Here is a 17,728-nt window from a genome sequence, read left to right as displayed (position 1 = left end):
TCGGCTATATAAGCCTTTCGTATTCATCAAACTCCATTTTCCAAACTTTTGTACCACAAAACCTGTCTCCTTCAGGACATACAGGTTTAATACCCTCTTGATATCTTAACGTACAAGGAGGCATAAATTTATCAGCCGCTTTTACTCCGGCATTTTTTAGTTCTTCAACCTGTGCATAAACAATATCAAATATTTCTTCCTGGGCATTATAACAAAGTCTCATCTGTGCTTTATGAGCAAACTCTTGAAAATCGTTATGTTCTACAATCTCAATATTGTGTGCATTTAAAAGTGCATACGCCGCTTCACCGAAACCTAAAATTTCTTTTTGATTTTCAAAAAAGTCATATGAATACTCTACCGCTCTAACATATAATTCTTTAACACTGTTACAGATTTTCGGCATATAAAAATCTCTTTTATAAATATTCTCAAGTTTTGGACGAACAGCAGGCGAGCGTCTGTGTCTTTGATTTTGCGCATCTGCACTAAGCGAGAGCTTGATATAAGAATTAAAACTACCGAGTATGGCCTCATCAAGATATATGTTTGATGTTCTTAAAACACCAGCATAGTTTGCATTAAGTTCAAAATCATAATCAACTATGTCAAACACCTCAACCTTTTTGGTTACGTTTTTTGCCTTTTTAATTTTTTCTATATCAATATTCGGAAACACTACTTCTTCATTTTCGGCAAACTCTATTAAAGGAGCTAAGTTTTCATCAATTTTCAGCATTTCCCTTTTCATTTGAGATACAAACTCTTCAGCTTCAGCTTTTGCCTCCGGTATCACCTTTACGGCATTTATGTATCTTAAAGCTGTAATGATGTTTACGGTATGGTAAAGATGCGCGTTCATACCCATCGGTAACAAATATCTCGCAAATTCCTGGGCCCTTTTTTTCGCTTCTTTTTTCTTAAACTTTGGAAGTACTTTTTCAATTTCCGGAGTCAGTCTTGAAATAAGCTCTTCATAATAAAAAAACATATTTTCATAATATTTCTGCCACTTTTCCCTGTCTGCGTTTTTTGGGTACGTGAAATTTTCGATTTTCATTTTGGCGTATCTCTGGCTTACCTGCTCGGAATTGTAAAAAGGATGCGCGTGTAAAAGCCTCCAGATCAAAAGCCTGCTCATACCCTCAATCAAAAATGTAAAGTTATAATGCATAAGAGTGGTATGATGCCCGGCTTTAAATATTGAATTTAAAAGATCGTTTTTTTTATCCCACTCAGCCGCACTCTCAGGCGTTACTATATGCTTTCCGAAATAACAGCTTCTTGCACTTCCTACGGCTATGTCGGTCGGTTTGTATTTGCTTTCAAGCGCTTTTACAATCATCAAAATCCTTTGTACATTTCAAAATAAATTGGCTTTCCATTATCAATATAAACAAAATATTTACCTAAATGCTTATATATTTTGAATATTTTAACATTTTGAATAAATTTATCCAAATAATAATTTGAATTATCTTCTAATATATCTATATTTTTTGGGGATTCATATCTCACTAAAGTATTATTTCTTTTACTAACATACCACATTACATATGGTTTAGGTATAAAATATAAAGAGTTACTTGTTTGCATTTTTATAATTGTATAATTTTTATATTGAGTAATATTAATATCATCTGCATTCAAAATATCATAATACAATATTTTCAAAAAAAGATATTTATTATTTTCAAAAGAATATTTTTTCTCTAAATAATCCGAAGCTTTTGATAAAGAACTTATAACATTAGATAAAGCCAAAAAAAGTATAGATAAAATAGTTATAGAAATCAAAACTTCTATCAAAGTAAAAGACTTTTTCACTTTATTTCCTGTTTATAAATAAAAGCGGAATGATATTTATTATATATTTTCATCCTATCTAATAGGATTTTTATACTTTTACCATGTATATTAATATTTTGGGAATATTCAATATTATGTTTCAAATAAAACGTATCTTTTTTTAATTTTTTAATAATTTCATCATTTTTAATATTAAAATCTTTCAGTATCTCATATACATTTTTAGTATTTTTTTCTTCTATTGCCATTACACTCGATTTTAAATAAAAAATTTTTCGTTTATCGATTAAAACAAACATTTTCTTTGCATTACCTGTTATAGAAAATGCCACAGTACTAATTATTAAAGCTAAAAAAACAGCTATCATTACTTCAATTATAGTAAAAGCTTTTCTCATTTCATTATTCCATTACTGGGTTTATACCGTACATTAGTAAAATCTTCTTTAGCACTTTCAAATGAGGAAAACTTCTTTATATAAAAAGGCTTAAAAACATAAAACATCTTATTACACTGTAATATAAAACTTTCTCCTATACCGTTAACAACTTTATATTCAAAAATAATATTTTCATCAAACTTTTTCTTAAAAAAATTATCATTTAAAAACTGATAAACAACCGGGGTTTTACAATAAAATCTGATTTTTTTATTACTTATTATATCACCGTTTTTATATAAAATAATATAACCATTAGGTTTTAACATATCTCTTAATGAAGTCATAGAAAACGTTTGAGAAAAAGTAGGGAAACGAATTACTAAAAAACTAACTGTTAATATTAATATTACAACAATTAGTAGTTCAATTAAACTAAAACCTAATTTACGCATTCGCTAAATTTAATATCTTTATTTTCTCCGCTCCCGCCTTCTTTGCCATCTGCACCTAATGAAATTATTTCAATATTCCCATTATCATTAATATAAATATATTCGTTCCCCCATGGGTCTTTTGGAAGACTCTTAGTATTTAAAAAACCTTTTTCAGGATAATTTTTATATTTTTGAGGATTCGGATTTGTTATTAAGGATTCAAGCCCTTCCTGTGTACTCGGATATGTATCTTCTTCTATTTTAAATGAATCAAGAGCATCTTTAAGTGATTTCATCTGAATACATACAAGTTTCTTTTTGGCCTGTTCACTCTGACCTATAAGATTCGGAACCACAAGGGATGCAATAAGTCCCAAAATAACAACAACAATCATTACTTCAATCAAACTGAAAGCTTTTTTCATAAAAGACCTTTTTATGCAATTGTAGCAAAAAAGAAAACTCCAAAAGGAGTTTATTTAAGAGGTTTATTTGAGCCTATTGAAAGTTCTCCATCATCAATATTAACGCTTATATAATAACCAGAATCAGGATCAAGGAATACAAACTCATCTGTTAAATTTCCATTTTCATCTTTAACCTGAGCTAAACCGTTTAATGTAATATTATTATCAGTACTTGCATTTTGATCCGGATCAATCGTTGGATTTAATACAAGTGTACCGCTGCCAGATTCTGGATCATTGTCACTACACCATTCATCTTTATATTTAAATGTTGTTCCTTCAACTGTTACAGTTCCGTAACATTCATAGTCACTGCCGCTGTCATTATAATAGTAAGTTCCTTTTAAATCTGCATCGGTTAACGCTTTAGCTTCAACTCCTACACCAAATCCACCATCAACATTATCTACTACAATACCAGCTCTTGATGTTCCAGCTCTTATTATTACATTCGCAATTTTTCCTCCTCTTGCATCAAAAACATCTAAATGAGAGCCATTTACTTCCCATGTTCCATAAGATTGATCAACATAATCAGCCCATGTTCCGTTTAAATCCGCAGTATTTGTTGAATTAATTTCTATAATACTAAAATATATGCTCTCATCTGTGTCAAACTCAATATAATTATATTTTTTATTTACAATTAAATTTAAATCTTCTGCTGTAATATTTTTATCAGGCTGTTGTAAACCAACTACAAACGATGTATTTGTATCTGATACTGGAATTACAGCAACACCTAAACTTCCTGAGAAGAAATAAAATATATCATCATCATTTTTGTCTTTAAAAAATACATTTCCGTATAAGTTTTCTATTTCTCTTGTACCGCTTACATTTCCGTACACATTACCGCTAATTTGATAACTGATAGTATTATTTTCTGAATTATATGTAAATGAAGCATAATCCCCCGCACTCGCCGCACCGTTAAACGAATATGCAGTAGTACCCGTCATTGACGGATTTTCAGTGGCATATAAAGTGGCGTTAACTTCACTGATTTGCATTGTAGAGTCATTAACCGTCACACTTATACTTGCAGAACTGTTTTGCTCTAAAATAGTTTTTAATTCTGTAATAATAGGCAAGTTTGTTGAAGTATTAATATCTACTGTTGTTATTGAAGAAAAATCACAAACATCGCTTGCCAAATCGCACCCTGCGATTCCATGCAACATAGCACCTATGTATGACGCAATTGTTGTATTATTTTCGGCTAATACCGCAGGCGTAATTTTATAATTATTAGTCGACACATTTAAATCAGCTAATACACTATTTCCGATTTTCAATTCCAATTCCACCGGAACAGACACATTATTTAACGTAAATACACCATTACTATCTGTTGTTGCACAAGTAGAAGTATCTTTAACACAAACGGTTATACCCTTTAAATAACTTGCTTCAACCGTTCCGCTAACTGAAGGAGTACTACTTCCTCCACCTCCACATCCAATTAATATCATAGAAGCTGCTATACCTGATAAAAGAACTTTTGCAGATGTTTTCATTTTCAATCCTTTAATATTGAATTAATTTATTATACATCTAAATATAATATTATGTCAATATATTAACTAAAAATTAATATATAATTTTATTAAGATTAAAATAAAAATTATCAGGTTATAAAAAAATGAAAAAATCTATTGCATTATTAATTACGATATTTTTTTTATTTATTGTATTAGGAATAATAGGTACAATATTAAATTTATTTGACAAATATTCATCAAAAGAAAATTTATATATATCACAAAATTCTGTTATTTTAAAACAGTCTTTAAAAACTCTTTCTAAACTTACTGAAGATATAAAAACATCAAAAGATTTACAAAAGATTTTTACAACGTTTTCATTATCAAACAAAGAAGGAAATTTCAGAATAATCTATAATATTACTCCTATATTTAATAAAATAGACATTAATGCAATTAATAAAAAACAAATATATTTAAATGACTACCTAATAAATATTCTTCAATATTATAATATTATGGATCCTATATTTTTTATAAACTTAATTAAAGATACTATAGATAAAGATAAAACAGAAAGAGAAGGGTATAGTGAGATAATTTTAAAAAATCCAAATTTTCAAAACGGAAAAATATATAATTATAAACATTTTAAAAAAATATTAAACTATTACTTTAAAATAACACATGATAGAAATATTTTTAATATTCCTTGGAAAAAATTAATTTTTTTTGGAAATGGAAACAACCACATATTAGAATGCAATTTTTTAACTAAAGATATTGTTAAATTTATGGGATTAACTATTGATAAACCTAATTGTCAAAATATATTAACCAACGATAATAATCAAACAATAAATAAATACGATATAATAGAATTTACAAACAATAATTCGTTTTGGATAAATGTAAATATTAAATACTATTTAAATGAACAAAATTATACTATTGACATAGTTTATGATATTCATAATAAAAAGGTTATTTCAATTGAAAGTCATACTATATACTAAAGATTTTAATGAAAAAATAAATGAACCGGTTGATATAATACTTTCTCCACAATTTTACTGGATTAAAAAAATAGACATTCCAATCAAATCATTAAAAGACGCTAAAAAATTATCAAAAACACTTTTTAAATTAGATGATACATATTTATACGATGCTTTTGAAATAAATGGAAAATATTATGCTTATGCAATTAAAAAAAACATCAATATAAATATTGACAAAAAATTTATTAATTCCATTAGACTGGCACAAACTGAACTATATGACTTTAATATTATTAATGTCTCAAAAAATTATTCAATTCAAAAAATTGATGATTTACTTTTTTGTTTTCCAAATATTAAAAATGCACCCTATATTAAAGACATATTACCTTCACTTAAGTTAAGTAAAAATAAAATCAATATTTTCAACAGAATAAAATTAAAGAAATCCGTTGTAATCAGTTTGTTATTACTATTTTTATTTATAAATATTTCTTTTTTGTTAAATATAATAAAAAACAAACAAACGGTAAAAAATTTAGAACTAAAAAAAGCAAAAATAATTCATAAATATCATTTACCAAAAACTACTTATCAAATAAAAGCAATATTAAATGAATTGAAAGAAAAAGACTTCAATCAAAATAAAATAAAAAAAGATTTAGAGTTTATTACTAAAACCCCTTTAAAAAACGATGAAACATTCATTTCTCTTTCATATGATAAAAATCGTTTTGATATTGAAATAAATTCAAAAAGAAACTTTGATAATTATTTCAAAAAAAAGTTCATTAAAGTTAATTCAAATATAAATAATATATATAAAGCGAGCTTATATGAATAAACGTATAACAATTTTGATATTTTTACTAACGTTAATACTTACTGCCATATTATTTAACCAATATATCTCATCTAAAAAACAATTGAAAAGCGAATTAAATAATTATTTAGAATTCAAAAAAAATGTAAATGAAATTAAATATTTAAAGAATAAATACAACACAACAATTATTAAATCAGTTAAAAAAATATGTAATATAAATTATAAAAATAATTTAATAATTTTATCATGTAATACAGAATTAAAAAATTTAAATAAACTAACTTTATTTTTAAAATCAAACATTAAAATAAAATCATTTTCTATTGTAAAAAGTGATAATCATATACTTTTTAAAGCGGAGATATTTAAATGAAAAAAATAATTATTATAATAAGCGCTTTTTTTATAGGCTTATATATTTTTATGCCTAAAAAAGAATTATTTTTTTTAATTCAAAATTATTTAAAAAAAGAAAATATTTATATTAATACTAAAATAAATCAAACTATAACAGGTCTAATTTTTAATAACGGGCAAATATATTATAAAAATATAAATGTATGTGATTTTAATAAAGGTATTTTAAATATATATTTAATACAAAATAATTTATATATAAAGGATTTAAAAATAAATATTGGAAATTATTTTATTAAAAAAGCTTATTTAAGCCATAATATTTTAGATCCTTTTATTATAAATATAAATGCTTCTGCAAATTTTGGAGATATAAAAGGAAAAATAGACATTAAAAATTCTTTTTTAAAGATATACATTATCAATATTAAAAATCAAACAATTAAAAAATTATTAAAAAAAGATAAAAAAGGATATTACTATTATGTCAATTTTTAAAAATGTTTTATATTTTTTCACAGCTTTTTTTGGTGCTTTTTTATTTTGGAGTATTATAAAATTATTTCTACCGAATATACCTGTAACTAATATTCATGAACAAAAAAAATATGAATTTTACAATATAAATCTTTCAAATATTTTCATGAAACAATTTAATAAAAAAATCTCTAATTTAAATCTCAATGAATCATTAAATCAATCTGAACAACTAAAAAACATGATATTAAAAGCAATATATAATGATGGAAAAAAAGCATTTATTATTATTGAAGCAAATAAAAAAAATATTTTCATAGATATAAACGATTCTTTTAATGGTTATAAACTTATAAATATAAATCATGATTTTGTGGTATTTACTAAAAATAAACAAAAATATATTTTAACATTTAAAAAAAATATCCAACAAAATAATTTAAATACATCCTCAAGTACAATCAAAGTAAAAAAACAACTTATACAAAAATTTAAAAAAAATCCTGCACTTATTTGGAATGACATAGGAATAATTAAATATCCATACGGTTATAAAATTACGTATATAAAAAAAGATAGTATATTTGATAAAATAGGTTTAAAAAAGAGTGATATTATTATAAAAGTAAATAATAAATATTTAAAAAATGATTCACAAGCATGGCAACTATATAATAATATAGATAAATTCGACAGCCTCTCTATTGAAATCAAAAGGAATAATAAAAAAAAGGTTTTGAATTATGAAATTGATTAAATTACTTATATTGTTAACTATTATGATTTATGCTCAAAAAATAGATTTAACCTTTAAAAATTTAGAAATAAACGATTTTATCAAAATGGTTGCTAAAATTACCAATAAAAATATATTATTAACAAATGATTTAAGGGGAAAAGTTAATTTTATTTCAGTTAAACCCGTAAATGAAAATGAAATTTACGATATTTTATTAAATATATTAAGATCAAAAGGTTATACTCTTATAAAAGAACATGGTTATTTAAAAGTTATAAAAAGCGCTGATGCAATAAAGGAAGCTCCTCCAATAGGAAAAAGTGATATTTATCAAATTAGAACAGACATAATAAAATTACATAATATATCAGCCAAAACTGCATATACTCAAATAAATTATTTAAAAAGTAAATATGGGAAAATTATATTAAATAAAGACAAAAATTTACTTATTATTACCGATTATCCTAAAAATCTTAAAATAATGAAAAAACTCTTATCTAAAATAGATACATTAGATAAACCTGATATAATCTTTTTTAATCTCCAAAATACTCAATTATCTAAAATATATCCTAAAATAACTGAAATTTCCAATACTCTATTTAATGATAAAATATATAAATATAAAATAATAAAAAACGATAATTCTAATGGCATAATATTAGTAGGACCAAATAAAGTTATACAAAAGATTCTTCAACATATAAAACAATTAGACACTAAACCAAAACAATTAGATCAAGTTACCGAAATAATCACATTAAAAAATTCTGATGTTACAAATATGGCAAAAATTATTCAAAAAATTGTTTCTTTAAAATACAAAAAAAATATACCTTCTATTACAGAAGATAAAGAAACAAATTCTTTAATAATAATAGCAACATTGGAACAAATGGATACAATAAAAACTATTATAAAAGCTCTTGATATACCTAAAATGCAAGTTTATGTAAAAGCAAGAATATTGGAAATAAGTAATTTAAAGGCTTCACAAATTGGTAATAAATTAGGATTATATGCTGGAAGTGGAACAGGAAGTGGATTATATACACTTAGTGCCAATATGGGTGGACCCGCTATAGCATTTGATGTGACTTCTTTAGGACTTAGTATTCCTACTATAAGGCAGGGATTAGCATTAGGAGCAACAATAGATTTACTTGAAACATTCGGAGCGGCAAAAAAATTAAGCGAACCTTCAATCTTATGTATAAACAATACCCCTTCTACAATATATGTAGGTAAAACAATTTCTGTCAAAACAGGTCAAACAACTTCTACATCCACAAGTGTGTCATATTCAAGGCAAGATATCGGTCTTACTTTAGAAATTAAACCGAGAATTGATAGTGATAATAAAGTCTCATTAAATGTAAAAGCTGTAGTTGAAGATATATTACCAGGATCACCTGACCTTACTCTTCCAACAACATCAAAAAGAGATATTAAAACTACAACAATAGTCAGTAACGGTCAAAGTATTATAATAGGGGGACTTGTCAGAAATAATAAAGATATTACAATTAAAAAAGTACCTTTTTTTGGTGATATACCTATTATAGGAGCTCTTTTCAGACATAAAGAAGTTAATGAAGATAAAACTACTCTTGTGATTGTATTAACTCCTTATATCGTTAAGCAAAGTACAGATCTTGATAAATTAAGATTAACTCTTGGTAAATTAAACGAATTAGAAAGAAAATTTGCTCTTGAATATATCAAGAAAAAGAATTTAAAATGAACAAAATAAATAATATAAATCCAAAAGCTATACAATTAGATAGTTTCAATATTGAAGATGGAATAAAATTCTCACTTCTTCCTGGAAGATACAAAGATAAAGATTTTTTTTTTACAAATGAAGAAAATTTAATAGATGCTCTTAATTTCTATAATAAAACACAAATACCTTTAGATATTATTATTACTGACAATGAGTCATTTAATAGACTTTTAAATCAATTTTTGGAAGTAAAAACTCAAAAAGAATTTCAAAATAGTGATATTGAAGTTGAAGAAGAACTTTCACTTGATGATTTTATAAAAAATAGTCTTGATATTTTAGATTCAGAAAATTCAGCACCTATTATTAAATTTGTAAACTCTATGTTTTTTCAAGCAGTAAAAAAAAGAGCAAGCGACATACACATAGAAACACACGAAAATTTCGGAACCATAAGATTCAGAATAGACGGAGTGCTCATAACACAGGCAACCATCCAAAAAAACATAGTAAACCTCATTATAAACAGAATAAAAGTAATCTCAAACCTCGACATAAGCGAAAAAAGAATACCTCAAGACGGAAGATGCCAGATCAAAATCGCAAACAAAACAACCGATATAAGGGTGTCCATAATCCCTACATATTTCGGGGAAAAAGCTGTACTGAGGCTCCTTATGGAAAGTGAAGACATTCCTACCCTGAAAGATCTGGGGTTTGATAAAACCGTCACGGAAGGGTTTAAAGAACTGCTTGAGCACTCATACGGAATGATTCTCGTAACGGGTCCTACCGGAAGCGGTAAATCCACTACCCTTCACAGCTTCCTGCAGACAATCGCAACACCGGAAAAAAACATAATAACAATAGAAAACCCTGTGGAATACAAAGCAAACAACATAAACCAGATCCAGGTAAATAACAAAGTGGGACTTACTTTCAGCTCGGGACTTAGAAGTATCCTAAGACAGGATCCCGATATCATAATGGTAGGGGAAATCAGGGATAAAGAAACGGCGACTATCGCAATCCAGGCAGCTCTTACGGGGCATCTGATGCTCTCGACCCTTCATACCAACAACGCAGCCGCAACCATTACAAGGCTTATGGACATGGGGGTTGAGCCGTTTTTGATTTCATCATCACTTATAGGGGTTTTATCACAAAGGCTTGTAAGAATACTGTGTGAGTGTAAAGAAGAAGACGAAACCTATGAATTTAAACAGATAATATCAAAAGATCCCACCCTTCAAAACTACACACCAGAAAAGATCTATAAAGCAAAAGGATGCCCTAAATGTAATTTCACCGGATATGTAAAAAGAAGGGCGGTGGGAGAGCTTTTCATAATGAACGATGAAATAAAAACCCTTATCGCAAACGGTACAAACGATATAGAACTTAAAAACAAAATGATCGAATACGGAATGAAAACCATCAAACAAAACCTTTGTGAACTTGTAATAAACGGGGAGACGTCTCTTAGCGAAGCAATAAGAGTCGGGCTTAAAGATTAGGAGGGAAATTGTATTTTAAATACAGCGCCTATGATAAAAACGGAAAAACCGTAAAAGGTAAAATAGAAGCGTCAAACGAAAAAGAAGCCTTATCAAAACTTGAGGGCCTTTACGTTACGGATATAAAACCTGCAAAAAACATTTCGTTTAACATCTCTTTTTCAAAAAAAGTACCAAGAAAAGAGCTCTCAAAACTGTTTAACTCTCTCGGGCTTTATTTAAAAGCCTCCATTCCGCTAATCAGTGCGATAAACCTGAGTAAAAACCAGACAGACAACTCCAAAATTATAAAATTCCTCGATTATATACAAAACTCCATTAAAGAAGGAAAATCGTTTTACGCTTCTCTTGAATCCCAAAACTTTATCAATTTACCCAAATACGTCACAAGTACGGTAAAAATAGGCGAAGAGAGCGGAAAACTCGACATAGTACTTGTTGAGATTTCCAAGTTTTTAAAAGACGAAGAGAAAATATCTTCAAAAACGTCACAGGCACTTGTATATCCTATGTTTATTATTATCGTGGCGGTGTTTATGATTTCATTTATGCTCACAACGGTGGTGCCGAAAATTGTCAAGGTTTTTGAAAACCTGCACCAAGACCTCCCCGCTATTACAAAAATAGTAATAAACACCGGAAATTTCCTTCAGCACTCCTGGCAGGCTATTTTGATACTGTTTATCGTATTTGCTGCGGGGTTTAGAATAATGTATAAAAAAAATTTGAAATTCAGATATTCCATACATAAATTTCTTTTAAAACTGCCTGTTATAAAAAAACTGATCGTCTCAAAAGAGCTCGGCAGATTCTCGTACCTTACATCCGTACTTACAAACGCGGGGGTAAACTACATAAACGCCGTAAATATGTCTGTAAACACAATAGACAACGAATACATTAAATCGGTATTTCAAAAAGCACTTCAGGATGTAATAGAAGGTAAAAAACTCTCTGTTTCACTCAAAAAAGCGGGGTTTGATTTTGATAAAAGTTTTCTTCAGGCTCTCTCTTTGGCGGAAGAAACATCACAGATCGATGAGGTTTTAGGAAATATAAGCGAACTTTATTTTGAAGAAAGCGAATCTCTTACAAACACGCTGCTATCTCTTCTTGAACCTGCTTTAATAGTATTTGTAGGGGTAAGTATAGGATTTATAGTAACTGCTATACTTCTCCCTATGTTCAGTATGAGTATTATAAAATAATTATTTTTCTATTTTGTCGCTGTCGATTTCGATTACGGTATGAACGTTGCCTCTCGGGTTGAAATCCATTGTGATTTTCATATATTTAGGTTTCAGTTTATTATAAAGAGTATCAAATATTTCGTTTGCGCTGTCTTCGTGTGAAATGTATCTGTTCATAAATGAGTTGATATAAAGTTTTAAAGCCTTAAGCTCAACAACCCACTCATCCGGCGTATATTCAAGATATACGGTTGCAAAATCAGGATATCCGCTTCTTGGACATTTACACATAAATTCAGGAAGCGTTATTTTGATCAAATAGTTTTTTTTATGTTTATTCGGCCATATTTCCATATTTTCAGGATTAAATTCAAGAATTTCTTTTTCACCGTATCTGATTTCACTCATTATGTTCCTTATACGTCAATATTTTCTACTTCTTTTGCGTTTGCTTGGATAAACTCACGCCTTGGTCCTACTTCGCTTCCCATAAATAGTTCGAATTTTTCAGCGGCATTTTGGGCATCATCCATAGTTACCTGGATAAGCACCCTGTTTTCAGGATTCATTGTTGTTTCCCAAAGCTGCTCAGGGTTCATCTCCCCTAACCCTTTGTATCTTTGGATGTGTGCGCCTTTTCTCGCTTTTTCTACAACCTCGTCAAGAAGTTCCAAATAATCTCTATCAATTATATCTTTATATTCCTGAAGTTTCTGATAAACTTTCTTAGCTTCAACAAACAGCTGATGGTTTAGAAGTTTATCGTCAATTGTAATTTCTTCAAGTCCTCTATTTGTCTGAATATAATAATGATCGTCATGTTTTGAAATAATATTAAATCCAAGACTTTCAAGGAATTTAGGAAGTTCTTCCAAGTTTCCGTTTTCAATTAAAAATCTTATAACCTCAGGTATGTTGAATCTTTTTGAAAGTCTGTCAAGAAGCAGTTTGTAAAGTGCCGCGTATTTTAAAAGCTCTTTAAGCTCAGGTTTCCCTACTCCCGTAATATCGATTGAATTTATACCTTGCTCAATTAAAAACTCATTTAGTTCTTTGTCATCTTTTAGGTATTTTTCGATTTTACCTTTTTTGTATCTGTAAAGAGGAGGCTGTGCGATATAAAGATATCCATTTTCGATAACCTCTCTTAAGTGGTTGAAGAAAAACGTCATAATAAGCGTCTGGATATGGCTTCCGTCGACGTCGGCATCCGTCATGATTATAATTTTGTTGTATCTGATTTTGTCTATGTCAAAATCTTCGCCTATTCCTGTTCCTAGTGCAGTGATTATGTTTTTAATCTCTTCACTACTAAGAGCTTTAGCGTCAGTGGATTTTTGGGTGTTTAAAATTTTACCTCTTAGTGGAAGAATTGCCTGGAATACTCTATCTCTTCCTTGTTTAGCACTTCCTCCCGCACTGTCACCCTCAACCAGATATAATTCACTCTCAACCGGATCTTTGCTCTGACAGTCGGCAAGTTTTCCAGGAAGCGTACCTACACCTACTTTTGCCTGCTTTCTTGTAAGATCCCTCGCTCTTTTAGCAGCAATTCTACTTCTTGCAGCAGCAATTGCTTTTTCAGCTATAAGTTTTGCTTCGTTTGGATTTTCTTCAAAAAATCTTGTCAAATATTCATAAGTAACTTTTTGAGTAATAGGTTTAACGTATGAACTTCCGAGTTTACCCTTAGTCTGTCCCTCAAACTGAGGTTCGCTCATTTTTACGCTGACAATCGCATTAAGTCCTTCTTTTACGTCATCTCCGGTAATTTTAAGATTTTCTTTTAGTTTTATATTTTTATTGATGTAATTAATTACGGCTTTACTGAGCCCCGCTTTAAATCCGCTTTCATGCGTTCCGCCTTCTGGGGTTCTAATGTTGTTTACGAAACTTAATACCTTTTCATCATATCCACTGTCATAGCATAAAGCCACCTCAACATCAAGTGCTTTTTCTTCGTCGCTGTAATGGTCAGTGAAATATATTACGTCACTTATACATTCTTTATTCGTAAGTGTTTTAACAAAGTCCTTAATACCGCCTTCATAATGATAAACTTCTTTTACGCCGTCGTTTTCGTTTTCGAATTTAATTGTGATATTAGGATTTAAATACGCAAGTTCTTTTAATCTTTTTTGTAGTATTTCACTTTTAAAAGTAGTAGTTTCAAATATTTCTTCATCAGGCCAGAATTGAATAGTTGTACCCGTTCTATTAGTAGTTCCTATTACTTCAAGATCCGTAACAGGCTTTCCTCTTTCAAATTCCTGTCTCCATATTTTTCCGTCTCTTTTAATAGTCATTATAAGTTTTTTAGCAAGAGCGTTAACTACTGAAACCCCTACTCCGTGAAGACCGCCTGAAACTTTGTATGTTTTGTTATCAAATTTACCACCTGCGTGTAAAACAGTTAAAACAACTGTAGCAGCAGGAATTTTTTCTTCAGGGTGTATATCAACAGGAATACCCCTACCGTTATCTGAAATTTCGGCACTTCCGTCTTTATTAATTTTTACTTTTATTTCATTGGCATATCCTGCCATTGCTTCATCTATAGAGTTATCAACTACTTCATAGATTAAATGGTGAAGACCTTTTACGGAAGTATCTCCTATGTACATTCCGGGTCTTTTTCTTACAGCTTCAAGACCCTTTAATACTCTAATATTCTTAGCACCATAATCGCTCATTAAATTCCTTTTGAGTCATTTTTTAATATTATATCAAATATTAAGAGGCATTACTATTGTTATGAAGTTTTCATCTTTAAGAACAAACGGTATATTCGGTTCATTCAGGCCAAGTACAAATGTATCGTTTTCAATTACATTTAGAAAATCCATAATATATCTACTGTTAACTGCAAATGTAAAATCTTCTAACGGAGTATTTAAATCAAAGCTTGTTTTTGCTTGCATAGTTTCATCACTGATACTTTCAAAAATAATTTTATCGTTTTTAATTGTAATTTTTACTTCATTGGAAATAATACTTACTTGTTTTAAGTGAGATAAGAACTCTCCTTTTGGTATATTCAGTTCATATTTTAAACTTTGAGGTATAATTTTTTCGTAAGCCGGAAATTTTCCATTTATTAGTTTTGTAAAAAATAATATTTCGTTATTTTTTAAAATTAAGTAAACATCGTCATAAAAGATTTGCATATCATCTCTTATTACCCTTTTGATTTCGGCAATACTTCTTTTAGGAACTATTATTTTTGAATCCCTTGCCTTTGCCTTTGAATAATATACGGCAAGTCTTCTTGTATCAGTTGAAACAAAATTTGTTTTTTCTCCTAAATCAAACAATGCACCGTTTAATTCATATTTCGGATTGTTATTGTCTATAACCGGGTAGATTTTTTTGATAGCTTTGTTTAATTCTTCAGTTTCGATGTCTATTTTGTTCATTTCATCTGTATTTGGAAATTCCGGAAATTCACTTGCATTAAAAGATGTTAATTTATATATTGAGCTGTCTTGTGTAATTGTAATTTGATTTTCTTCCGTTTTTATTTCAATTTCTTTGTTTTGAAGTGTTTTTATAATATCAAGAAATCTTTTTCCGTTTATAGTTACTGTTCCCGGTTCGATTATTTCCGCATTAGTAATTACTTTTATACCTATTTCTTTATCTGTAGCTTTTAAAATTAATTTCTCATTCGCTTTTATGAGTATGTGTGAAGTTATTTGCGTATTGTCTTTTTTTTCCGTAAAAGGTATTATTTGATTCAAAATGCTTTCGATTACCGGCTTTTCAATTCTGATATGCATTTTATCTCCTTATTTAAATTTAGATAATAGTAATAATAAGTCACGTTAAAATGTGAAAAGATAAATTTTTCCCCATTATACCTAAAATTAGGCCGTGAATGTGAAAAACTTTTTTCTTCAACTTATTCACTTTTTTTGATTTGAATTTTATTTTTGAGCTCTTCTATTTTAATTCTGAACTCACTGTCTTCTTTAAGTTTTTTATTAAAACTTTTGATGGCATGGCTTACCGCACTATGATCTCTTAGACCGAAATATTTTGCAATAATCGGAGTTGATTCTTTTGTAAACTCCCTTGCGAGGTAAATTGCGCATCTTCTGGCAGCCACTATGTTTTTGTTTCTGCTTTTTGAAACTATTTCACTCGGTTTAATGTTAAATTCTTTTGCTATAAGTTTTATAATATCTTCAAGTGTAATTACCTCTTTTTTGTCTTTTATATGCTCTTTAAGCGCCTGTTTTGCAAAATCAAGCGTAATTTCGCTGATTCCGAGGATCTTGGACATTGCGTTGATTTTTGTAATCATTCCTTCGATTTCCCTGATGTTCGAGTCAAGCTTTGTGGCAATATATTCGATAATTTCTTCCGGCAGGTATATTCCGTTTAGTTCGCATTTTTTTCTGATGATTTCTATTTTTGTTTCAAGTTCCGGCGGCTGGATATCGACTATCAGTCCCGCTTCAAATCTGCTTCTGAGTCTGTCTACGAGGTCATAAAGTTTCTTAGGAGGCCTGTCGGCTGTGAGGCATATCTGTTTTTTCTGGTTATAGAGTTCGTTGAATGTATGGAAAAACTCTTCCTGGGTTCTTTCTTTTCCCGCGAAAAACTGTACGTCATCTATGAGTAAAACATCGCAGTTTCTGTATTTTTCGTGAAATCTCTCAGGTGTTTTCATCCTGATGTTTTCGGTAAATTCATTCATAAACTGTTCACTTGTTACATACAGTACATTTAGTGAGCTTTTTAGGTAGTTACCTATTGCCTGAAGCAGGTGGGTTTTACCAAGTCCAACCCCTCCGTAGATAAACAGTGGATTATAGTTTTTACCAGGATTTTCGGCTACACTTTTTGCTGCGGTATAGGCAAACTGGTTTGATGGTCCTACTATAAAACTCTCAAACGTATATTCAGGAATTAATACACTCGGTGTAGTTGGTTCGATAATTTCTTCTATAGTTAAAGGTCTATGCGATATTTCTTTAGTAACTATATCGATTTTTGGTTTTATTCCGGTTTCTTTTTCATACAGTTCGCTTATTTTGTTTAAATATTTTCTTTTTACAAAATTGGCGATAAATATATTAGGAGCTTTGATAATCAGGTGTGTGGAAGTAGAATTTTTTTCGTCAAATTCCAAATTTTTGATAAATTTATTATAATTCACAAGGTTTTCACTTTTTAGTGATTTTTTTATTTTGGTAAATATGCTCAATGTTGTCCTTTGTGAATAACTTTTTTTTCACATTGTGAATTTGTTGTGAAAAATTATGTGAATTAAATTTTATCATATCGGAGAATAAATGTAAAATAGT

At 28.9% G+C, this 17,728-nt stretch carries 17 protein-coding genes; 7 read left to right on the top strand and 10 right to left on the bottom strand.

The features are described from left to right. Positions 1-4: 4 nt before the first annotated feature. From NAMH_RS00090 to NAMH_RS00065, 6 genes are read right to left on the bottom strand one after another with little or no spacing between them, the layout of a single operon-like run. Positions 5-1,345, bottom strand: coding sequence for an FAD-dependent thymidylate synthase (locus NAMH_RS00090; protein ID WP_015902136.1), 1,341 nt, complete (start codon positions 1,343-1,345; stop codon positions 5-7). Next, entirely contained in the window at positions 1,345-1,827 is a 483-nt protein-coding gene (locus NAMH_RS00085) for a type II secretion system protein (protein WP_015901853.1), read from the bottom strand. The genes NAMH_RS00090 and NAMH_RS00085 overlap by 1 nt, the downstream gene beginning before the upstream one ends. Beyond that, positions 1,824-2,207 (bottom strand): prepilin-type N-terminal cleavage/methylation domain-containing protein, encoded by a 384-nt coding sequence (locus NAMH_RS00080; RefSeq protein ID WP_015902313.1) that lies wholly within the window; start codon positions 2,205-2,207, stop codon positions 1,824-1,826. Before NAMH_RS00080 ends, NAMH_RS00085 begins: the two co-directional genes overlap by 4 nt. Further along, positions 2,204-2,644, bottom strand: coding sequence for a pilus assembly FimT family protein (locus NAMH_RS00075; protein ID WP_041361450.1), 441 nt, complete (start codon positions 2,642-2,644; stop codon positions 2,204-2,206). Before NAMH_RS00075 ends, NAMH_RS00080 begins: the two co-directional genes overlap by 4 nt. Beyond that, positions 2,632-3,051, bottom strand: a complete 420-nt coding sequence (gspG, locus tag NAMH_RS00070) for a type II secretion system major pseudopilin GspG (RefSeq protein ID WP_012663682.1) — start codon at positions 3,049-3,051, stop codon at positions 2,632-2,634. Before gspG ends, NAMH_RS00075 begins: the two co-directional genes overlap by 13 nt. 50 nt (positions 3,052-3,101) lie before the next feature. Then, entirely contained in the window at positions 3,102-4,391 is a 1,290-nt protein-coding gene (locus NAMH_RS00065) for a hypothetical protein (protein ID WP_143709725.1), read from the bottom strand. 347 nt (positions 4,392-4,738) lie between these two features. On the opposite strand from NAMH_RS00065, the gene NAMH_RS00060 reads away from it, so the two are divergent. The 7 genes from NAMH_RS00060 (at position 4,739) to NAMH_RS00025 (ending at position 12,434) form a co-directional block, all read left to right on the top strand. After that, positions 4,739-5,596: a hypothetical protein gene (locus tag NAMH_RS00060; RefSeq protein WP_015902443.1), complete on the top strand. Its 858-nt coding sequence runs from the start codon at positions 4,739-4,741 to the stop codon at positions 5,594-5,596. After that, on the top strand, positions 5,574-6,425 hold the full coding sequence (locus tag NAMH_RS00055; protein ID WP_012664020.1) for a hypothetical protein: 852 nt from the start codon (positions 5,574-5,576) through the stop codon (positions 6,423-6,425). The genes NAMH_RS00060 and NAMH_RS00055 overlap by 23 nt, the downstream gene beginning before the upstream one ends. Before the next feature lie 405 nt (positions 6,426-6,830). Further along, positions 6,831-7,262 carry a hypothetical protein gene (locus NAMH_RS00045; protein ID WP_143709724.1) on the top strand — a complete coding sequence of 144 codons (432 nt, stop codon included), beginning with the start codon at positions 6,831-6,833 and terminating at the stop codon, positions 7,260-7,262. Then, positions 7,249-7,998 carry a hypothetical protein gene (locus tag NAMH_RS00040; protein ID WP_012663639.1) on the top strand — a complete coding sequence of 250 codons (750 nt, stop codon included), beginning with the start codon at positions 7,249-7,251 and terminating at the stop codon, positions 7,996-7,998. Before NAMH_RS00045 ends, NAMH_RS00040 begins: the two co-directional genes overlap by 14 nt. Further along, positions 7,985-9,727, top strand: coding sequence for a secretin N-terminal domain-containing protein (locus NAMH_RS00035; RefSeq protein ID WP_015901875.1), 1,743 nt, complete (start codon positions 7,985-7,987; stop codon positions 9,725-9,727). Before NAMH_RS00040 ends, NAMH_RS00035 begins: the two co-directional genes overlap by 14 nt. Further along, the gene (locus NAMH_RS00030) at positions 9,724-11,226 is read left to right on the top strand and encodes a GspE/PulE family protein (RefSeq protein ID WP_012663811.1); all 1,503 of its coding nucleotides are present in this window, start codon (positions 9,724-9,726) and stop codon (positions 11,224-11,226) included. The genes NAMH_RS00035 and NAMH_RS00030 overlap by 4 nt, the downstream gene beginning before the upstream one ends. 8 nt (positions 11,227-11,234) lie before the next feature. Then, positions 11,235-12,434, top strand: a complete 1,200-nt coding sequence (locus tag NAMH_RS00025) for a type II secretion system F family protein (protein ID WP_015902041.1) — start codon at positions 11,235-11,237, stop codon at positions 12,432-12,434. Here the strand turns inward: NAMH_RS00025 and queF are convergent, their stop codons facing one another. From queF to dnaA, 4 genes are all read right to left on the bottom strand, one after another. Continuing rightward, positions 12,435-12,815: a preQ(1) synthase gene (gene queF / locus NAMH_RS00020; protein ID WP_041361687.1), complete on the bottom strand. Its 381-nt coding sequence runs from the start codon at positions 12,813-12,815 to the stop codon at positions 12,435-12,437. It lies immediately after the preceding gene. Between the two features lie 17 nt (positions 12,816-12,832). Continuing rightward, positions 12,833-15,109 (bottom strand): DNA topoisomerase (ATP-hydrolyzing) subunit B, encoded by a 2,277-nt coding sequence (gene gyrB, locus NAMH_RS00015; RefSeq protein ID WP_015902590.1) that lies wholly within the window; start codon positions 15,107-15,109, stop codon positions 12,833-12,835. 33 nt (positions 15,110-15,142) lie between these two features. Next, positions 15,143-16,195, bottom strand: coding sequence for a DNA polymerase III subunit beta (gene dnaN, locus NAMH_RS00010; protein ID WP_015901790.1), 1,053 nt, complete (start codon positions 16,193-16,195; stop codon positions 15,143-15,145). Positions 16,196-16,317: 122 nt separating this feature from the next. Then, the gene (dnaA, locus tag NAMH_RS00005; protein ID WP_012663987.1) at positions 16,318-17,628 is read right to left on the bottom strand and encodes a chromosomal replication initiator protein DnaA; all 1,311 of its coding nucleotides are present in this window, start codon (positions 17,626-17,628) and stop codon (positions 16,318-16,320) included. Between the last annotated feature and the right edge of the window lie 100 nt (positions 17,629-17,728).

It is taken from the genome of Nautilia profundicola AmH, assembly GCF_000021725.1.
GTDB lineage: Bacteria > Campylobacterota > Campylobacteria > Campylobacterales > Nautiliaceae > Nautilia > Nautilia profundicola.
Note: the sequence above shows the minus strand (reverse complement) of the source record. Positions and strands in the feature narration are given on the sequence as shown.